General features: G+C 41.6%; 17 protein-coding genes. 12 read left to right on the top strand and 5 right to left on the bottom strand.

The genetic code is table 11. The features are described from left to right. Nucleotides 1-92 precede the first annotated feature (92 nt). The 6 genes from EV695_RS02030 to EV695_RS02005 all read left to right on the top strand — a co-directional run bounded on the left by EV695_RS02030 (nt 93) and on the right by EV695_RS02005 (nt 5,313). On the top strand, nt 93-1,094 hold the full coding sequence (locus EV695_RS02030) for a TRAP transporter substrate-binding protein (RefSeq protein WP_131904244.1): 1,002 nt from the start codon (nt 93-95) through the stop codon (nt 1,092-1,094). 137 nt (nt 1,095-1,231) lie between these two features. After that, nucleotides 1,232-1,861, top strand: coding sequence for a TRAP transporter small permease (locus EV695_RS02025; protein ID WP_131904243.1), 630 nt, complete (start codon nt 1,232-1,234; stop codon nt 1,859-1,861). Beyond that, entirely contained in the window at nt 1,861-3,225 is a 1,365-nt protein-coding gene (locus EV695_RS02020; RefSeq protein WP_131904242.1) for a TRAP transporter large permease, read from the top strand. The genes EV695_RS02025 and EV695_RS02020 overlap by 1 nt, the downstream gene beginning before the upstream one ends. Nucleotides 3,226-3,434: 209 nt before the next feature. Next, nucleotides 3,435-4,442 carry a helix-turn-helix domain-containing protein gene (locus EV695_RS02015; protein WP_165874592.1) on the top strand — a complete coding sequence of 336 codons (1,008 nt, stop codon included), beginning with the start codon at nt 3,435-3,437 and terminating at the stop codon, nt 4,440-4,442. Nucleotides 4,443-4,544: 102 nt separating this feature from the next. Then, a complete protein-coding gene (locus EV695_RS02010; RefSeq protein WP_131904240.1) occupies nt 4,545-4,931 on the top strand; it encodes a VOC family protein in 387 nt (128 codons plus the stop codon). Nucleotides 4,932-4,959: 28 nt separating this feature from the next. After that, nucleotides 4,960-5,313 carry a DUF1428 domain-containing protein gene (locus EV695_RS02005; protein ID WP_131904239.1) on the top strand — a complete coding sequence of 118 codons (354 nt, stop codon included), beginning with the start codon at nt 4,960-4,962 and terminating at the stop codon, nt 5,311-5,313. 243 nt (nt 5,314-5,556) lie between these two features. Here EV695_RS02005 and EV695_RS02000 read toward each other — a convergent pair whose 3' ends face one another. Both EV695_RS02000 and EV695_RS01995 read right to left on the bottom strand, forming a co-directional pair. Then, nucleotides 5,557-6,450: an META domain-containing protein gene (locus EV695_RS02000; RefSeq protein ID WP_131904238.1), complete on the bottom strand. Its 894-nt coding sequence runs from the start codon at nt 6,448-6,450 to the stop codon at nt 5,557-5,559. A 238-nt stretch (nt 6,451-6,688) separates the two neighbouring features. Then, nucleotides 6,689-8,104 (bottom strand): aminotransferase-like domain-containing protein, encoded by a 1,416-nt coding sequence (locus EV695_RS01995; RefSeq protein ID WP_131904237.1) that lies wholly within the window; start codon nt 8,102-8,104, stop codon nt 6,689-6,691. A 262-nt stretch (nt 8,105-8,366) separates the two neighbouring features. Between EV695_RS01995 and EV695_RS01990 the strand changes: the two genes are divergently transcribed. Beyond that, nucleotides 8,367-8,696, top strand: a complete 330-nt coding sequence (locus EV695_RS01990; protein ID WP_131904236.1) for a DUF1127 domain-containing protein — start codon at nt 8,367-8,369, stop codon at nt 8,694-8,696. 14 nt (nt 8,697-8,710) lie between these two features. Here EV695_RS01990 and EV695_RS01985 read toward each other — a convergent pair whose 3' ends face one another. Then, nucleotides 8,711-9,028, bottom strand: coding sequence for a DUF5665 domain-containing protein (locus EV695_RS01985; RefSeq protein ID WP_131904235.1), 318 nt, complete (start codon nt 9,026-9,028; stop codon nt 8,711-8,713). Nucleotides 9,029-9,397: 369 nt separating this feature from the next. Between EV695_RS01985 and EV695_RS01980 the strand changes: the two genes are divergently transcribed. The 4 genes from EV695_RS01980 to EV695_RS01965 all read left to right on the top strand — a co-directional run bounded on the left by EV695_RS01980 (nt 9,398) and on the right by EV695_RS01965 (nt 12,297). Continuing rightward, nucleotides 9,398-9,775, top strand: coding sequence for a thiol-disulfide oxidoreductase DCC family protein (locus EV695_RS01980; protein WP_131904234.1), 378 nt, complete (start codon nt 9,398-9,400; stop codon nt 9,773-9,775). Beyond that, nucleotides 9,772-10,569, top strand: a complete 798-nt coding sequence (locus EV695_RS01975) for a fatty acid desaturase (protein WP_131904233.1) — start codon at nt 9,772-9,774, stop codon at nt 10,567-10,569. The genes EV695_RS01980 and EV695_RS01975 overlap by 4 nt, the downstream gene beginning before the upstream one ends. A gap of 13 nt (nt 10,570-10,582) precedes the next feature. After that, a complete protein-coding gene (locus EV695_RS01970; RefSeq protein ID WP_207906923.1) occupies nt 10,583-11,587 on the top strand; it encodes an acyl-CoA desaturase in 1,005 nt (334 codons plus the stop codon). Between the two features lie 188 nt (nt 11,588-11,775). After that, nucleotides 11,776-12,297, top strand: a complete 522-nt coding sequence (locus tag EV695_RS01965; RefSeq protein WP_131904232.1) for a hypothetical protein — start codon at nt 11,776-11,778, stop codon at nt 12,295-12,297. Here the strand turns inward: EV695_RS01965 and EV695_RS01960 are convergent, their stop codons facing one another. Together EV695_RS01960 and EV695_RS01955 are read right to left on the bottom strand one after the other, a co-directional pair. After that, nucleotides 12,298-12,726 carry a hypothetical protein gene (locus EV695_RS01960; RefSeq protein ID WP_131904231.1) on the bottom strand — a complete coding sequence of 143 codons (429 nt, stop codon included), beginning with the start codon at nt 12,724-12,726 and terminating at the stop codon, nt 12,298-12,300. Nucleotides 12,727-12,887: 161 nt separating this feature from the next. Next, a complete protein-coding gene (locus EV695_RS01955; RefSeq protein WP_131904230.1) occupies nt 12,888-13,937 on the bottom strand; it encodes a S1C family serine protease in 1,050 nt (349 codons plus the stop codon). A gap of 197 nt (nt 13,938-14,134) precedes the next feature. On the opposite strand from EV695_RS01955, the gene EV695_RS01950 reads away from it, so the two are divergent. After that, complete coding sequence (locus EV695_RS01950) at nt 14,135-15,379, top strand: PDC sensor domain-containing protein (RefSeq protein ID WP_207906922.1); 1,245 nt, start codon at nt 14,135-14,137, stop codon at nt 15,377-15,379. Nucleotides 15,380-15,406: the final 27 nt, after the last annotated feature.

Genomic DNA, 15,406 nt, shown 5'->3' with positions numbered 1-15,406 from the left:
CAGTAGCGAAAGTTGGCACACTCTGTGCTATATAAAACCTGAACTCATTTTTTTGTTCAGAGAAAAATAATTTTATTCAATAGGAGAAAAACATGCAAAAAGCATTATTAGGTTTAGCCGTTGCATCAGCGATGGTGCTTACAACTTCAGTAGCACAGGCAAAATGTGATCCAGGCGAGATGGTAATCAAATTCAGTCACGTTACCAATACTGATAAGCACCCTAAAGGCATAGCAGCAACCCTTCTTGAAAAACGCGTCAATGAAGAGATGAATGGCAAAGCATGTATGGAGGTTTTCCCAAACTCAACGCTTTATGATGATAATAAAGTATTAGAAGCGATGCTCAATGGTGATGTTCAATTAGCAGCGCCGTCATTATCAAAATTTGAAAAATTCACGAAGAAATTCCGTATTTTTGATTTACCGTTTGTATTTGAAGATGTTGATGCAGTTGATCGTTTTCAAAACTCTGAAGATGGTGAGAAGCTAAAGAATTCAATGACTCGTCGTGGTCTTAAAGGTTTGGCTTTTTGGCATAACGGTATGAAGCAGTTTTCTGCTAATAAGCCTTTAATTAAGCCGGAAGATGCGAAAGGTCTAAAGTTCCGTGTACAGGCTTCTGATGTATTAGTTGCACAGATTGAGCAGCTAGGCGCATCACCACAAAAAATGTCTTTTAAAGAGGTGTACGGTGGACTACAAACCAAAGTAATCGATGGACAATCAAATACCTGGTCGAATATTTACGGTAAGAAATTCTTCGAAGTACAAGATGGTACAACCGAAACCAATCACGGTATTCTTGATTATTTATTAGTAACTTCAAGCAAGTGGTGGGATGGACTTCCTGATGATGTACGTACTCAACTGGCAACTATCATAAAAGAAGTAACAGAAGCACGTAACGCTGAATCAACGAAAGTGAATAACGAAAATAAAGCTAACGTGATCAAAGCAGGTGGTGAAGTTCGTACTTTAACCCCTGAGCAACGTCAGGCTTGGGTTGATGCAATGAAGCCAGTATGGAAGAAGTTTGAAGGCGACATAGGCGAAGACTTAATGAACGCTGCTTTAAAAGCAAACCAAAAGTAAGGTTTGTTTTGTAGATAAATGTAGTTACTCAACGGTCAGTATATCTGGCCGTTGTTTTATCAAATTTTAATCAACCTTTTTATAAAACTATTTATAAAAAGTTAGTTTCTCTCACTCTCAAAATCATAGGTCCAATTATGACTCCTGAGCCGACTTCAAAGATCGGACAAATAGTGGATAGTATCGAAGAAACCAGCATAGCAATATGTTTGGGTTTGATGACACTAATCACTTTTGCGAATGTTATCGCGCGGTATATTTTTAATGGCAATATTTTATGGGCCTTGGAAATAACCGTATTCTTATTTGCCTGGTTGGTCCTTATGGGCGCTTCATACGCCGTTAAAAAACATATACATATAGGCGTAGATGTCGTCATCAATGCGGTTTCACCGGGTGCTCGTAAAGTACTGGCATTACTGGCTTGGGCTTCTTGTATGGCATTTTCCATTTTGTTATTAATTGGCTCCTGGGATTATTGGTATCCATTTATTACTGAACGAGCCTGGTTAGAAACCCAGGACATTCCGATGCCGGAAATGTTTATGTTTTTGGCTGATTGGCTTAATGAAGGAGAGAAGTACGAGAAGATACCTCGCTTTATTCCTTATATGGCTCTGCCTTTGGGCATGGCTTTAATTACCTTCCGCTATTTGCAGGTGGGTTGGAAAATTTATCAGGGAGATGTCAATAAATTGATAGCCGCTCACGAAGTTGAAGACGATATAAAAGAACTTGAGAACGAAGCAGCTGGAGGAAAAGACTAATGGATATTTTAATACTTTTCCTGATGGTAATCGGCTTCATGCTAATCGGTGTACCGATTGCTATTTCACTGGGTCTCTCCAGTATCATATTTTTACTCATTCATTCCGATGCATCTTTAGGATCGGTTGCGCAGACCTTATTTTCGGCTTTCGAAGGGCACTATACGTTGCTCGCGATACCTTTCTTTATCTTAGCCTCGGTGTTTATGTCCACCGGTGGTGTGGCGCATAGAATTATTCGTTTTGCGATTGCTGTGGTGGGTCACTTCCGCGGTGGTTTGGCAATGGCATCTGTTTTTGCCTGTATGATGTTTGCTGCACTTTCAGGATCCTCACCAGCGACGGTTGTGGCAATAGGTTCTATTGTTATCGCAGGCATGGTGCAGGTAGGCTACACCAAAGAATTCGCTGCGGGCGTTATCTGTAATGCGGGTACTTTGGGTATTCTTATTCCGCCTTCAATCGTGATGGTGGTATACGCCGCTGCGACTGACGTATCGGTGGGAAGAATGTTCCTCGCTGGTGTTATTCCCGGCTTGATGGCTGGCGGAATGTTGATGATTGGTATTTATATTGTCGCTCGCTGGAAAAACCTACCTTCACAGCCATGGGCTGGTTGGGGCGAAATAGTTTCTGCCGCGAAAGATGCAATCTGGGGATTAATGCTGATCGTTATCATCCTTGGTGGTATCTACGGAGGCATCTTTACGCCGACAGAAGCTGCAGCAGTTGCAGCTATTTATGCATTCTTGATTGCTAACTTTGTCTATAAAGACATGGGACCTTTTAAATCTAAAGGTAAAGGCGGAGTCATGTTGTTATGGCGTGGTCTTTCGGTTTTCTGGCATAAAGATACCAAGACGAGTCTGTTAGAAGCGGGCAAATTGACGATCATGTTGCTGTTTATCATTGCGAATGCATTGATATTAAAGCACGTACTTACCGAAGAACGTGTTCCACAAATGATTACCGAAGCCATGTTATCTGCCGGTTTCGGTCCGATTATGTTTTTGGTTATTGTAAATATCTTATTGCTTATCGGTGGTCAGTTCATGGAGCCATCAGGGCTTCTTATCATTGTTGCTCCGTTGGTTTTCCCGATTGCGATAGAGTTGGGTATAGACCCGATTCACCTCGGAATTATCATGGTGGTGAATATGGAAATCGGTATGATCACGCCGCCAGTGGGGCTTAATCTATTCGTAACCGCCGGAGTTGCAGGCATGTCGATGCTCAACGTGGTTAAAGCGGCAGCACCTTGGTTGTTGATTATGTTCATCTTCCTGATCATCGTAACTTACGTTCCATCTGTTTCAACATGGTTGCCAACGATGTTTATGGGGCCTGAAATCATTACCAAGTAGGTTGATATCTTTATTTGATGATCTAAATAAAGATAAAAAAAGTGCTTAAAAGTAGGGGGGTGTGATTTTTATTAGTCACGCCCCTTTTTTTATCCATACGTTTATGAGAAGAGTTTTTGCACTAAACGATTAATAACCGTTAGGCTAACTCACTGAGTTTGCAGAAGCTTTTACTGTAAACTATCCTCATGTTTACCATGATCAATACAATGACCTTTCTACTTTGCGGTTTCTCAGTAATCAGCGCGCTGGTGTTGATATTCACGCATTTGGATACCAACACCAATCACTATCAAGGTAAGTGGCTATCCAAAGCTGCAGGCGTTGTGTTGCTATTGGGTTTAGCGTCGATGCAATTGATTCATTATGATTTTCTGGCGAATCAGGGGAATATGGTGAATTCCCGGTTTTATGTCTTTTTACTGTTTATCGTGTCGCCCGCTTTTTACTTTTTTATCCGAGATGTTTTACGGGTAGAAAACAGCTACCAACCGATACAGTTATTGCATTTGTTGCCCGCGCTCATTTCGCTATTGATACCTTCAAGTACTGCCCAACTTTTCGCCTTTGTATTTGGTACAGGTTATGTGTTGTGGCTGGCTTACAGTATTTATTCTTTAAGAGCACAACGCTCACGCTTTAAATTAGAATTACTGGCGCTATTCGCAATTGGCTTGCTCGCTATTCTGGTATTAATCATTGGTGTGTTAATGCCCCTTATCAGCGATTACGTTTTCTACACGAGTTATGCATGTTTGCTTGGCCTGAGTTTTGTGGTGATTATTTTCACCTTATTACGTTTTCCCGACATTACCCAGGAAGTCGCCGAAGCAGCGGAAGCGGCATACGCTACCAGTACGCTGAATAATCTGGATAGCGAAGCGCTGGTGCTTAAATTACGCCAACTGCTAGAAGTAGAAAAGCTCTACGTAGAAGATGGTTTGAGTCTAGCTTCGCTTGCTGAAAAAATGGGTATCAGCAACCATCAATTGTCCGAATTAATTAACACACGATTCAAAAAGAGTTTTTCTCAACTGTTGAGGGAATATCGAATTACTGAAGCAAAGCGATTACTCATTGATGAGCCTAACGCGTCGGTGTTATCCATCGGCTTATCAACGGGCTTCACTTCACAATCAAATTTCTATACCGCCTTCAAAGAGATCACAGGAATGGCGCCTGGTAACTATCGCAAGACGCAAAAAAAGCATCATTGATCTTTGCTCAATCCTAAGTAGTGTTAAAAAACCTGCTATAAGTAGGGGGGTAGCTTTTAAAAAACACACCGTAATGCATTCTATATTAAGGAGAAAATAACTATGCCGATGAATCCAATTAGCTGGTTTGAGATTTATGTCGATGATATCGCCAGAGCAACACAGTTTTATCAGACAGTCTTCGCGGTAAAGCTCGAGAATCTTGAAGACCCAACAAATTCTGAAGACGATATGCAAATGATGGCCTTTCCGGCTGATATGGAAAGTTATGGTGCGTCGGGTGCGTTGGTGAAAATGGATGGCTTCCCTGCTGGTGGCAATAGCACCATCGTGTATTTTGCCTGTGATGATTGCAGTGTCGAAGAGTCACGCGTGGTTGGTGCTGGTGGAAAAATCCAACAGCCGAAAATGTCTATTGGAGAATTTGGGTTTATTTCACTGATTGTGGATACCGAAGGTAATATCATAGGTTTGCATTCGATGAGTTAATTTCGATGATTGATTTGAGGATAGTGATATGGACTATGTAGATGGATTTGTCGTGGCAGTCCCGAATAAAAATAAAGACGCCTATATACAACACGCCACCGAAGCAGCGGCTCTATTTAGAGAATATGGCGCGTTAAACGTCGTGGAATGCTGGGGTGACGACGTTTCTTCTGGTGAACTCACCTCTTTTCCGATGGCGGTTCAATGTAAAGAAGACGAGACCGTGGTCTTTTCCTGGATTGTCTGGCCATCCAAAGACGTCAGGGATGCAGGTATGGAAAAAGTCATGAAAGACCCACGTATGGATATGCAGGAAGGCTCAATACCGTTTGATGGTAGCCGCCTTATCTTTGGTGGGTTTCAACGGGTGGTTAACGAATAGTTCTGGTATAGCCGCGAAGTAGCAGTTGTTTAACCGCTGTGAGATAAGCTTAAAGACCAGTGCATTTCATTGGAATAAAAAAGTGCCCCAAAGCCAAGCCAGGGGGTGTCAAATTATTTACACCCCCCCCCTTTGAGGCACTTTTTTCTTTATTGATCTATCGATTCGTTTTTTGTTCTATCAAATTCAGTTACATCAATTCAGTCACATCAATTAAGCTACACCAAATTAATAAACGCGATATCAAGGGCGTTGTGCCGTTATCGTTTTGTCGTTGTTGCCTTTCAATACTAAAAAGCCTTCTGAGTTGAAAGAAAAATCATCCACTGAAGCGATCGCATTCAAGAACTGTATTTCCTGACCGTTTACTTCTGGCTGACAGGCTTTTTTGGTTACCGCTAATTTGCCTATGCTTAACTTTCCATTGTGTATTTTGTAATCTCCCGAGTAGTTATTACAGCCAGAAAGCCCACTTATTTTGCCGTCCGCAGCAAACGTTAGATTAGTTTTCGAGTTGGCAATGACGCCTGTGCCGTTGATGTTGTTGACTTCCCAGACGACACTGATGAGGTCCAGAATGCTATCTCCTGCAGTGACTGGTTTTACTTCTATCATCATGATTTCATCAAGGGTTTGTGAGGTCTTTGCTGCATCAACTGGGTTATTGGTATCGGTTGTCCACAGCAAGCCATCATCTTTTCCACGAATTTCAGCACGAACGGCATATTGCTCATTCGCCTTCAATTGGTCTTTTGGCAAACTAAATTCATAGTTAACGGGAATGCTAAGATCCGAAAGATCGAAAACAAGCTCTTCCATATTGACTGAAGAAGCATCGGCAAGTGAGACATTATTTAACCGCACATACAGTTTAGATTCTGCCGGTGGTGTCGCACTTTCACTGTAATTGACGCTGCCGCTAATGGTGGCGTTTTCTACTTTGGCTACGCTTTCTTTTTTCGGAGTGCTTTCTTTTTGTGTCGCACTTTCATTTTGCGTCGAGTCTTCTTTTGGCATTGCGCTTTCTTTTGGCGTCGCGCTTTCATCTGACTTCTTATCGTTATCCGAACAAGCGCTGATCAGCAATGCCGCTATAAATAGAAGTGAAAGTAACAGTGAGTTTTTAGCTTGATTCATTCATTCAATCCTTTGAAATGATTTTATGTATTGACCTTTATATAACAATGCGAGCTTAAAATAGTTTCAATAAATCGAAAACATTTTTTAATATTTTTTTCGTTCGATTAAATTTTGGATAAAGTTTGGATAAATTGCACTAAGGTAAATGCAAAAAAAAGCCCCCAAAGTAGGGGGGGGGGTCTTAGCTAATTAGTAATCAGCCGGCTTATGCGCTTATGCGTGGGAAAAACGGACTCTACTTTTTTAGCATTAAGCTTGCTTGCTCTCCAATCGTTTTAACTGCTGCTTTTATTCTATCGTTAGGTACGGTTGCATAATTCAATCGCAAGCAGTTTCGGTATTTATCCGATGCTGAAAATAAGGTGCCGGGCGCGATAGCGGTATCATATTTTAATAATTCCTTATTCAGTTCCAAGGTATCAATATCACCCGGTAATTCTACCCATAAGCCCACACCGCCTTGAGGGTAAGTCATTTTAGTGCCTTCAGGAAAATACTGCTGGACCCAATGGATCATGCAATCTCGACCGCGCTGGTATTGAGTTCTGGCTGTTCTCAAATGCTTTTCGAAATAACCTTGTTGAATAAATTTCGCGAGTGCAAGCTGTGGTAAAGCAGTAGAACCCAACGAGGTTATAAATTTCAAATGGGTAAGCAATTCGCCATAACGCCCAGCAGCCACCCAGCCAATGCGTAAACCTGGCGCAACGGTTTTCGAAAAAGAGGAGCACATCAATACACGACCTTCGGTGTCGAAAGACTTTATCGATTTAGGTCGCGGCGTTTGATAAACAAGGTCGCCAAAAATATCATCTTCGATAATGGCAAAATCATAACGTTCTGCTAACGCTAATAATTTTCGTTTGTTCTTTTCCGGCATGATGTAACCCAGCGGGTTATTAGACGTGGGTATCAGTTGAATGGCTTTAATTGGCCATTGCTCTAACGCCAACTCTAAGGCCGTCATACTAATACCCGTTTCAGGATGCGTCGGTATTTCTATGACTTTTAAACCGTTTGACTGAATTGCTTGCATCGAGCCATAAAAACTCGGTGAATCAATCGCAATAATGTCACCGGGTTTGCTAATCGCTTTTAAACTCAGCGACAACGCTTCCTGGCAACCAGTGGTAATAACAATGTCATCAGGGTGAAGAAAGCAGCCCGAATTTTGCATCAACCGAACTATCTGTTCTCTCAATTCTTCGAGCCCATTGCCTTTGGCATTCTCAAATAAACAGCGGGGTTGCTGACGAGACAGCTCAGCATGAATACGTTGCAAGGGTTTGAGTGTTTTTAATGTGATATCAGGTGCGCCACCACCAAATGCAACAAAGTTATGATGACTTTCGGTGGTCGTCAGGGTGAGCACCTCATCCCAATGCGCAACATCAACAGGCTTTTGTTCAGGGCGACTAATATCTGGGAGTAAATCGGTATTCTGTTGCTGCTGAACATAATAGCCAGATTTCGGTTTGCTAATCACCATACCCGTATCTTCAAGCAAGTGATAAGCCTCTTGAACAGTTGAAATGCTCACGCCGCGGGTTGTGCTCATGTCGCGGATCGATGGCAGCTTTTGTCCTGGCTGATAATAGCCATGCTCAATTTGATCTTTAATTTCTGTCGAAAACTGTTCGTATAGCTTCATGGAAAATGGTCTGGTTTTACTGATTCTAAAATATTACATAAGCATGACAGATTTACAATTATAAGATTTTAAGCAGTACAGATTGTTTTTTAAACAACATGACAGATCAGGTTTTTTTCATCTGTCTTGTATTAATTTTGTGATTTTTGAATCTGTAAGGCTCTTCGACTTACGCTTATTGTATCTAAACAGTAGCAATACACAGATAGCAGCAACTGTCTAAATGAAGACAGTAATAACGTAATTAGTAAAGGAGCACAGCATGAAGACACAATTAGGCTTACTTAACCATTTAAGCCTGCGGAACTTAAATGAATGTTTGGATCAGTACTTAAAGCAACTAGCTCTATATAAAGATCGCTACAGCAGTAGGAAAGCATTGCTCAAACTCGATGAAAACCGCTTGAGAGATATCGGCATCAGCAAACAGCAGGCAGAGGAAGAAGCTAATAAACCTTTCTGGAGAGGTCGTGATATGAACAACAAACAGCAGAATAGCCTAGAGAAAAACCTGGAGCAGAATAACGTAGAAACGCATAGTCATTTCTCATTAAACGAGTGCAGTAATAAAGTTATAAAAAACTCGCTATAAGTAGGGGGGTGCCTTTATTTATCTTTAAGTTCACCCTCTATTCTATCTAGGGTATCTCCAAGACGACTAAACTCGTCATTGTAATTAGTATCGTTTACATAACCCATCACGGCATCTTTTACGTTCTGTGCGTATTCCCCAATCAATGGCGCGTCGACAAATAACGTCAGCAACCAAATTAAAAATGCGATAAATACCGACGCGCCAATGATTGCGCCTAAGCCTCTAAAAACACCCGCGACAAAATTGGTCCAGACAATGCGCCAGGGGCTAGATGAATAGCGAATAAATTCCTTGAGTGCATGATTGGCGCGTTCTTCGTTTTTATCCATTTTCTTTCCTTATAAATGTCGAATGCTTTGATCAGAGCTTTCATTTTTCAGTAGTTTACCTTTCCATTAGCTTGTTCGCCAAAATTTCTGAGCTGATGGTTAAAACTAGAGGCTGTATGCACTGATAAAATATTAAGAACCTTGCATAGCTTATTTTGTTGTTATCTTCGTCGTCTTTTCCTTTCTTTTTTCTCTGATCTCCTCGTTTTACTTATCCCATATTATCATTCTGGAATTTTCTAACTGGCTGATTTTTAAATGTAAATATAATTTTGTGTTCCTGAATTATCCGAACAGAAGTATCGCCTTAACCTTTTGATTATTGTTTGAGTCATTCAACGATTAAGCGAAATAAAACAGGTGATAGAGATGACAATAAGCAGTTCAACCATTCGTGTTTTTTACGATGGCGCATGTCCATTATGCCAGCGCGAAGTACAGCGCTATCAAATGCTGATGTCTCCGCAAAACGAAGAGATCGACTGGGTTGATATCAGTAATGATGCGGATGCACTTAAGGAAGAATGCATCAATTATGACGATGCGATGCGGCTCATCCACATTAAAGACGGCAGCGGTGTGCATCAAGTCGGGTTGGAAGCGATGCTCACCCTGTGGGACAAAATACCGTATTACCGAGTAGTTTCGGGATTGATTAGTAAGTTGCCCAAGACGCACCCACTATTAGCAAAATTCTATGAGTTTCTCGCCAAGCATCGCATGACTTTTTCTGGGAGGCGCAAATGAGCACTAACAGAATATTAAAAACGAATGAGTGGCAAGATCTCGTCAAATACAAGCCTTGGGAAGTTGCCAAAGAAATTTCATTGCCATTGCCCTGGTTTATTTTAGAAATGTGGGCAGCGGCTAACCAGCACAAGGTGTTGATGTTATTTGCTGCCGCCTATTTTTTTCTGACCTGTTTACGCGTTTCGCATAATGCGTTTCATTATTGTCTGGGGCTTTCCAGAACCGCGACAGATGTCGTGATGTTATTGCTGAGTGTTTTCATGATGACATCAATGCGCGCCACGCAAGTCACACACATGCAACACCATCGCCATTGTTTGGAAGAAAACGATGTAGAAGGTTATATCGCTAAATTAGGCTTTTGGAACATGTTGTTACAAGCGCCTTTATTTACCCTTAAATTGCATAAAGAAGCATTAAGCCGAAGCGCTAAAAAAAGCCTTAAACAAAACTTCTGGATCAAATTTGAAATTGCACTAAACGTTTTCTGGATGACTGCCGTGTGGTTTTGGTGGGACATTGATGCGCTAAAAATTCATACCGTGTTGATGCTGTTATCGCATGCGATATCACCGATGTTTACCGTATGGAGTGTGCACCATGATTGCGAAGATAACACTTCTGATTACGACTCAAGAACACTTCGATCACGCTGGTTGAGCCCACTTGCTTACAACATGTTGTTTCATCTTGAGCATCACAACTACCCCGCGATACCTACTTGTCATTTACCCCAGCTTGCCGAGCGTTTAGATGACGCGGGTTTAATCAATTACAAAACGGTCATTTAACTGAGGAAAACCAATGAAAGATCAAACAAAACTACAAATGAAAACGCATAAAGAAAGCCCACGCATGGCTGAAAACAGATTGACGAATGGCGAGTTTGGGCAAGTACTTTGGGCGCCTGCAAAATCACTCTGGTATACCTCGCATTTGTTCATAGCGGTTGTGGGTGGCGCATACTTTTTTTCCCTCTCCGCTTTAGCTGTTTTTATAGTATTCACGGCTACCACAGTTTGCCTAGGTCATTCATTAGGGATGCATCGTCGCCTCATTCACAGCAGCTACGAATGCCCGAAATGGCTCGAGTATTTCTTTGTTCATCTCGGCGTGTTGGTGGGTATGGCAGGCCCGTTGGGAATGACTCATCAGCATGATCTCAGAGATTGGGCGCAACGTAAACCGCGTTGTCATGCTTATTTACGTCATGGCAGCGGCATCATCAAAGATGCGTGGTGGCAATTGCATTGCGATTTGAAATTGGATCATGCACCTGAGTTTTTGCCAGAAGATGATTTAAAGCAAGATCGTATTTATCGCTTCATGGAAAGCACCTGGATGCTCCAGCAACTCCCTTGGGCAATCGTCTTATTCTACTTTGGTGGCGTGTCTTGGGTCGTGTGGGGGATTTCAGCACGTATCGTCGTTTCCATAACAGGTCACTGGCTAGTCGGCTATTTCGCGCACAATGAAGGCGAAAGAGATTGGCATGTCAATGGTGCCGCTGTTCAAGGTCACAATGTTCGCTTTGCTGGTTTACTTACGATGGGTGAGTCATGGCACAACAATCACCACGCGTTTCCCGGGTCTGCGATGCTGGGTCTTTATCAAAACCAATCTGACCCTGGCTGGTGGGTTTTGAATAGGCTCATGAATTTAGGATTAGTGTGGAATGTGAAGCTTCCTGCTGATTTAGATTATAGAGAAGAATTAATGCCTATTGATCAGAGAAGCCAGGTAAGAGGAGCAGTGAAACTTCCACAGAAATGCCCATTACTCAGTCATTTTCAACAGGCATCGAGTTAGCGTTTTTTGTAAGTAGTTAGCTTAAACACATCGTTAAACACATAGCTAAATACTTAGCTTCCATATTTGGTTTGTAAAGTAAGTCAACGGCACAGTATCGCCACATAAGTATCAGTTTGACTGCATTTTTGTTCTTTATGATGCGGTCACCGAATCACAAAATTTTGATCAGAAATGAGGAATTAGAAATGTCTGAAAAATTAAAGATACCCGAAAAAATTATGATAAAAAACATCAACATTAAGTCTTTTAAGACTCTAATGATTATTGTGTTTATTTACCCTATTTTGCCGCTGGGCCTGTTCGCAACGGTCTTATTATTTTATGGATTTGGCTCGTTGGTCACGAGTGGCTTTCAGCATACAACATTCAGTCAAGTGGTGGTTCAGTTTCTATTGTTCTCTGGCGGCGCATCGGGCTTGCTAGGAGGAATAATGATTTTGATAAATCGCATCAATCTAACTAGCCTATTGTTGTTTCTGCACGGTGCCGTGTCTTATACGTTTGTTGCAGTACTCATTTTGTCATTTGGAACAAACTGGAATTCGCCATGGCTGTTACATAGCTTTTATATTGCGATAAGCCTTGCGGTCGTTGCGTTCCAACTCTATTTGCTGGTGAGGAAGGTCTATGTTGATTATCAAACTAATAAATTTGTAGATGTCATGCTGCCAGAAGCTGTGATTAAAACGTCTTCAGAAAAGCTGTAATCAGCTCTTCTTTTTGGTCTTTTTAAGCGCCAGCATCACTGGTTTAACTTCTTTGGTTTTCAGGTTTACCTGCATCGCTGTTTTAGAATGCCCATGGACAGTATCGCGGGCAATAATGCGCACTGTTGTTATATCTGCGGGGATTTCTACGCCAGAGGTGTTACGTGTAAATGGCTGTTCATTCACATGTGGGTGATAGAGCGTGCGGGTTGCTAAAATTTTATCGTCAGGTGCAATCACTTGCCATTCGTTGGCGTAATGATCCCAACCTGCATCTTCATGTTTAAGCGTTACCGCAAAGGTCCATGTTTTATTTGCTGCCTGATGGACTTTTACATCGACAATTTCTACTTCATTAGCATGCGTTACTGCAGTTGAAACCAATAATACGGGCAAGATAAGTGTTTTGATTAACTGTTTTATTTTCATGATTTCCTTTTCGTTAAATACTCGTGTTTTTACATTTCAACTGAATAACCGTCGGAGAAATAGAACAGCTATTTTCTCCGACGGCTATTTTCTTTCGATTTTATTCACTTAAATCTAACTCGAATAAACTTGCGTTAAATAGTAGCCTAAATGCTCATATTTCAGTAGCTCAACCTTTTCTTTTCCTTGTTCTGCGTACTATTTTGCAGGTCGGGATCAAGGCTAGAGGTGAAATCAGAACTATTAAAGAACGTTGAGAAACTTCCCTGAATGGCACTTATCAACTTCTGTTTTTGCACTTCAGGAAGGTCCTTCTGTTGTTGAATGTCTTTGATGATTTGGTCGCGTTTGCCCTCAAACACGAACTTTTTCTCATCGTTATTCGTATCTTTAGACTTTAATTCGATATGAATTTTTCCATCTTTGAGTGTTTCCATGCTCAACGATTCTGACTGAGAAAAGCTCTGGACGTTGTTGTCGTTTTTGTCAGTAAACTGTTTCCCGAAATCTTTAGGGAAATCAGGGAAGCTCGGCATAGCAGGGAAGTTATAAAACGGTGTTGCAAAATTCCTGTCAAAACCAGAGTAGAAGTCTCTGTTAAAACCTCTGTCAAAGCTTCTGTCAAAGTTTTGAAAAAATGGATGATTCCAACGGGGTGGTGAATTCCAGAATGGATCATTGCCAAAGTTAGGCCAGCCACCAAATTGATTGCCATTCGGCCAGCCCATAAATGGTTGGCTCCAGTTTTGTTGTGGACTAATCTCGCGCGATCCTATTTTTGCATTGGTGGTGTGTTTTTTTCCCGCACGGATATATTCAATGTTGATAGCATCTCCAGTATTGCTCTGCTGTACCAGACTATAAACTTGCTGACTATTTGTCACAGGTGTTTTATTAAAACGCGTCAGAACATCAAACGCTCTAAGTCCTGCTTTCTCCGCAGGGGAGTGTGCTTGTACACCGGTTATCATGACACCCGCGCCATTTTTAAGTTGTGTTGCTAACTGGCTTTGCATCGCTGGGGATAACTGCCCTAATGAAACGCCCAGCCATTTTATCTGAGCGGGATTCGTTACCGTGTTTGGCTGATTGTATGAAAGTTGATTGCCCTGAGCAGTTTCATTGCCTTTGGCGGTTAATGACGTGGCAGCAAGAATACTGATGCTACTTAATAATATGAGTGAAATATTTTTACTCATGGATTGATTCATGACTTTCTCCCAAATAGATTAATAATGTGGAATTAAGACACATTGAATTCACAAATTGTTCCCTGATTTTTATCAGAATTTTTTAATGGGAGTTTGTAACAGGAATCTTTAGCAGGAATCTTTAACAGGAAATTATGAGGAGTGACTATGAAGTGCTATTCTCACTAACAAGAATAAGCAAAATAGGACTCAACTAGATGGATTCTATCGTTCAGAAATCAGTAAAAGAACAGCGTAAACATCTGAGTAAATTAATCGGGGGATTGCTATCTGATCTTGCGAGTGATCTTGTGCCTTACATGGGTAAGCCAGAGCGATTGAATGACTTTTTGACCTTGGCAAAGAAAAGTCTGCCTTATTGTAAATACATCTATGTCCTCGATAAAGATGGGATTCAGATAAGTAACACCGTTAAACACGAAGGTGAAATTACAGAGCACCTAGGGCGCGATAGATCACAACGACCTTATCTGGTAAACCTGTTCTCTGTCAGAGACGGCGACGATTTTGAACTCTCCAGTGCTTATATCAGTAAAAACCAGAAACGCCCCTCATTGACCGCCGTACAAATCATTCGTAATGAGGAAGGCGAACGTCTTGGTTTTCTTGGCGTAGATTACGACCTGCGCGAATTGCCACGCAACGACAAAATTTACGAAGAGCCACGTAAATGGCGTCAGATCAAGGGTGATCCTGCGATTCGCGGCGGTTTGTTCATGCAATCCCGTGTCGAAAGCCAGATGGATAAACGCCTCGAGGAAGTAATGACAATACTCGAAGAGTTAATGACCGAGCACGGGGTTTACCATTGTCAGATTCATTATTCCAGCAGTCGAGTAACAATCTGGCACGTTGATGACCCCTATACCTACCGCATATTGACCATGGATGAGCTATCCGATTCTGAAGTGTGTCTGGCCTATCCTAAACGCCCTTATTTTGAACGCAATATCGTTCCCAAGCCCGATGTGTGTAATACCTTTAAGCAGTTTTTCGCCTTGCGATTTGCAGATGATACGGTGTATTTGCGCTCTGGTTCTTTGAATCTGGTTAATGGTTTTGTCGGACTGAATTTCTCTTGTGATGGCACGCATTATCTAACCTTCGATGACTTTTTAGAGAAAGGACTGGAATTCTGGTTCGGCTCGACAGATGAGATATTTGGTATCGATGCGCATATTGAAGCAAAGACGAAAGAAATCGCTGACGAAAAAAATGCAGACAGTGAGTCTGGCAGTGAAGTTATCAAAGCTGATATGGATAAATTAATCGAAGAGATTGCACTTCGTGGTTGCCTCGAAATAAATCAGATTCTAATGCAACTTTCATCAGAAACACCCCCAGAGTTTCTGGCTGAATTAAATGATCAGGAACGCCAGTATATCTACGATGAACTCAAGTCGGTGATGGATATCTACGAAGGTGAAGTCTGCTCTATCTAGAAATTATCCTTGGTTAAACGCTTGCTG

This window comes from Cocleimonas flava (genome assembly GCF_004339015.1).
GTDB lineage: Bacteria > Pseudomonadota > Gammaproteobacteria > Thiotrichales > Thiotrichaceae > Cocleimonas > Cocleimonas flava.
Note: the sequence above shows the minus strand (reverse complement) of the source record. Positions and strands in the feature narration are given on the sequence as shown.

Excerpts from the sequence above, each read along its gene's own strand:
- EV695_RS02030 (WP_131904244.1), top strand. The coding sequence starts at position 93 with ATGCAAAAAGCATTATTAGGTTTAGCCGTTGCATCAGCGATGGTGCTT.
- EV695_RS02025 (WP_131904243.1), top strand. The coding sequence starts at position 1,232 with ATGACTCCTGAGCCGACTTCAAAGATCGGACAAATAGTGGATAGTATC.
- EV695_RS02020 (WP_131904242.1), top strand. The coding sequence starts at position 1,861 with ATGGATATTTTAATACTTTTCCTGATGGTAATCGGCTTCATGCTAATC.
- EV695_RS02015 (WP_165874592.1), top strand. The coding sequence starts at position 3,435 with ATGACCTTTCTACTTTGCGGTTTCTCAGTAATCAGCGCGCTGGTGTTG.
- EV695_RS02010 (WP_131904240.1), top strand. The coding sequence starts at position 4,545 with ATGCCGATGAATCCAATTAGCTGGTTTGAGATTTATGTCGATGATATC.
- EV695_RS02005 (WP_131904239.1), top strand. The coding sequence starts at position 4,960 with ATGGACTATGTAGATGGATTTGTCGTGGCAGTCCCGAATAAAAATAAA.
- EV695_RS02000 (WP_131904238.1), bottom strand. The coding sequence starts at position 6,450 with ATGAATCAAGCTAAAAACTCACTGTTACTTTCACTTCTATTTATAGCG.
- EV695_RS01995 (WP_131904237.1), bottom strand. The coding sequence starts at position 8,104 with ATGAAGCTATACGAACAGTTTTCGACAGAAATTAAAGATCAAATTGAG.
- EV695_RS01990 (WP_131904236.1), top strand. The coding sequence starts at position 8,367 with ATGAAGACACAATTAGGCTTACTTAACCATTTAAGCCTGCGGAACTTA.
- EV695_RS01985 (WP_131904235.1), bottom strand. The coding sequence starts at position 9,028 with ATGGATAAAAACGAAGAACGCGCCAATCATGCACTCAAGGAATTTATT.
- EV695_RS01980 (WP_131904234.1), top strand. The coding sequence starts at position 9,398 with ATGACAATAAGCAGTTCAACCATTCGTGTTTTTTACGATGGCGCATGT.
- EV695_RS01975 (WP_131904233.1), top strand. The coding sequence starts at position 9,772 with ATGAGCACTAACAGAATATTAAAAACGAATGAGTGGCAAGATCTCGTC.
- EV695_RS01970 (WP_207906923.1), top strand. The coding sequence starts at position 10,583 with ATGAAAGATCAAACAAAACTACAAATGAAAACGCATAAAGAAAGCCCA.
- EV695_RS01965 (WP_131904232.1), top strand. The coding sequence starts at position 11,776 with ATGTCTGAAAAATTAAAGATACCCGAAAAAATTATGATAAAAAACATC.
- EV695_RS01960 (WP_131904231.1), bottom strand. The coding sequence starts at position 12,726 with ATGAAAATAAAACAGTTAATCAAAACACTTATCTTGCCCGTATTATTG.
- EV695_RS01955 (WP_131904230.1), bottom strand. The coding sequence starts at position 13,937 with ATGAATCAATCCATGAGTAAAAATATTTCACTCATATTATTAAGTAGC.
- EV695_RS01950 (WP_207906922.1), top strand. The coding sequence starts at position 14,135 with ATGGATTCTATCGTTCAGAAATCAGTAAAAGAACAGCGTAAACATCTG.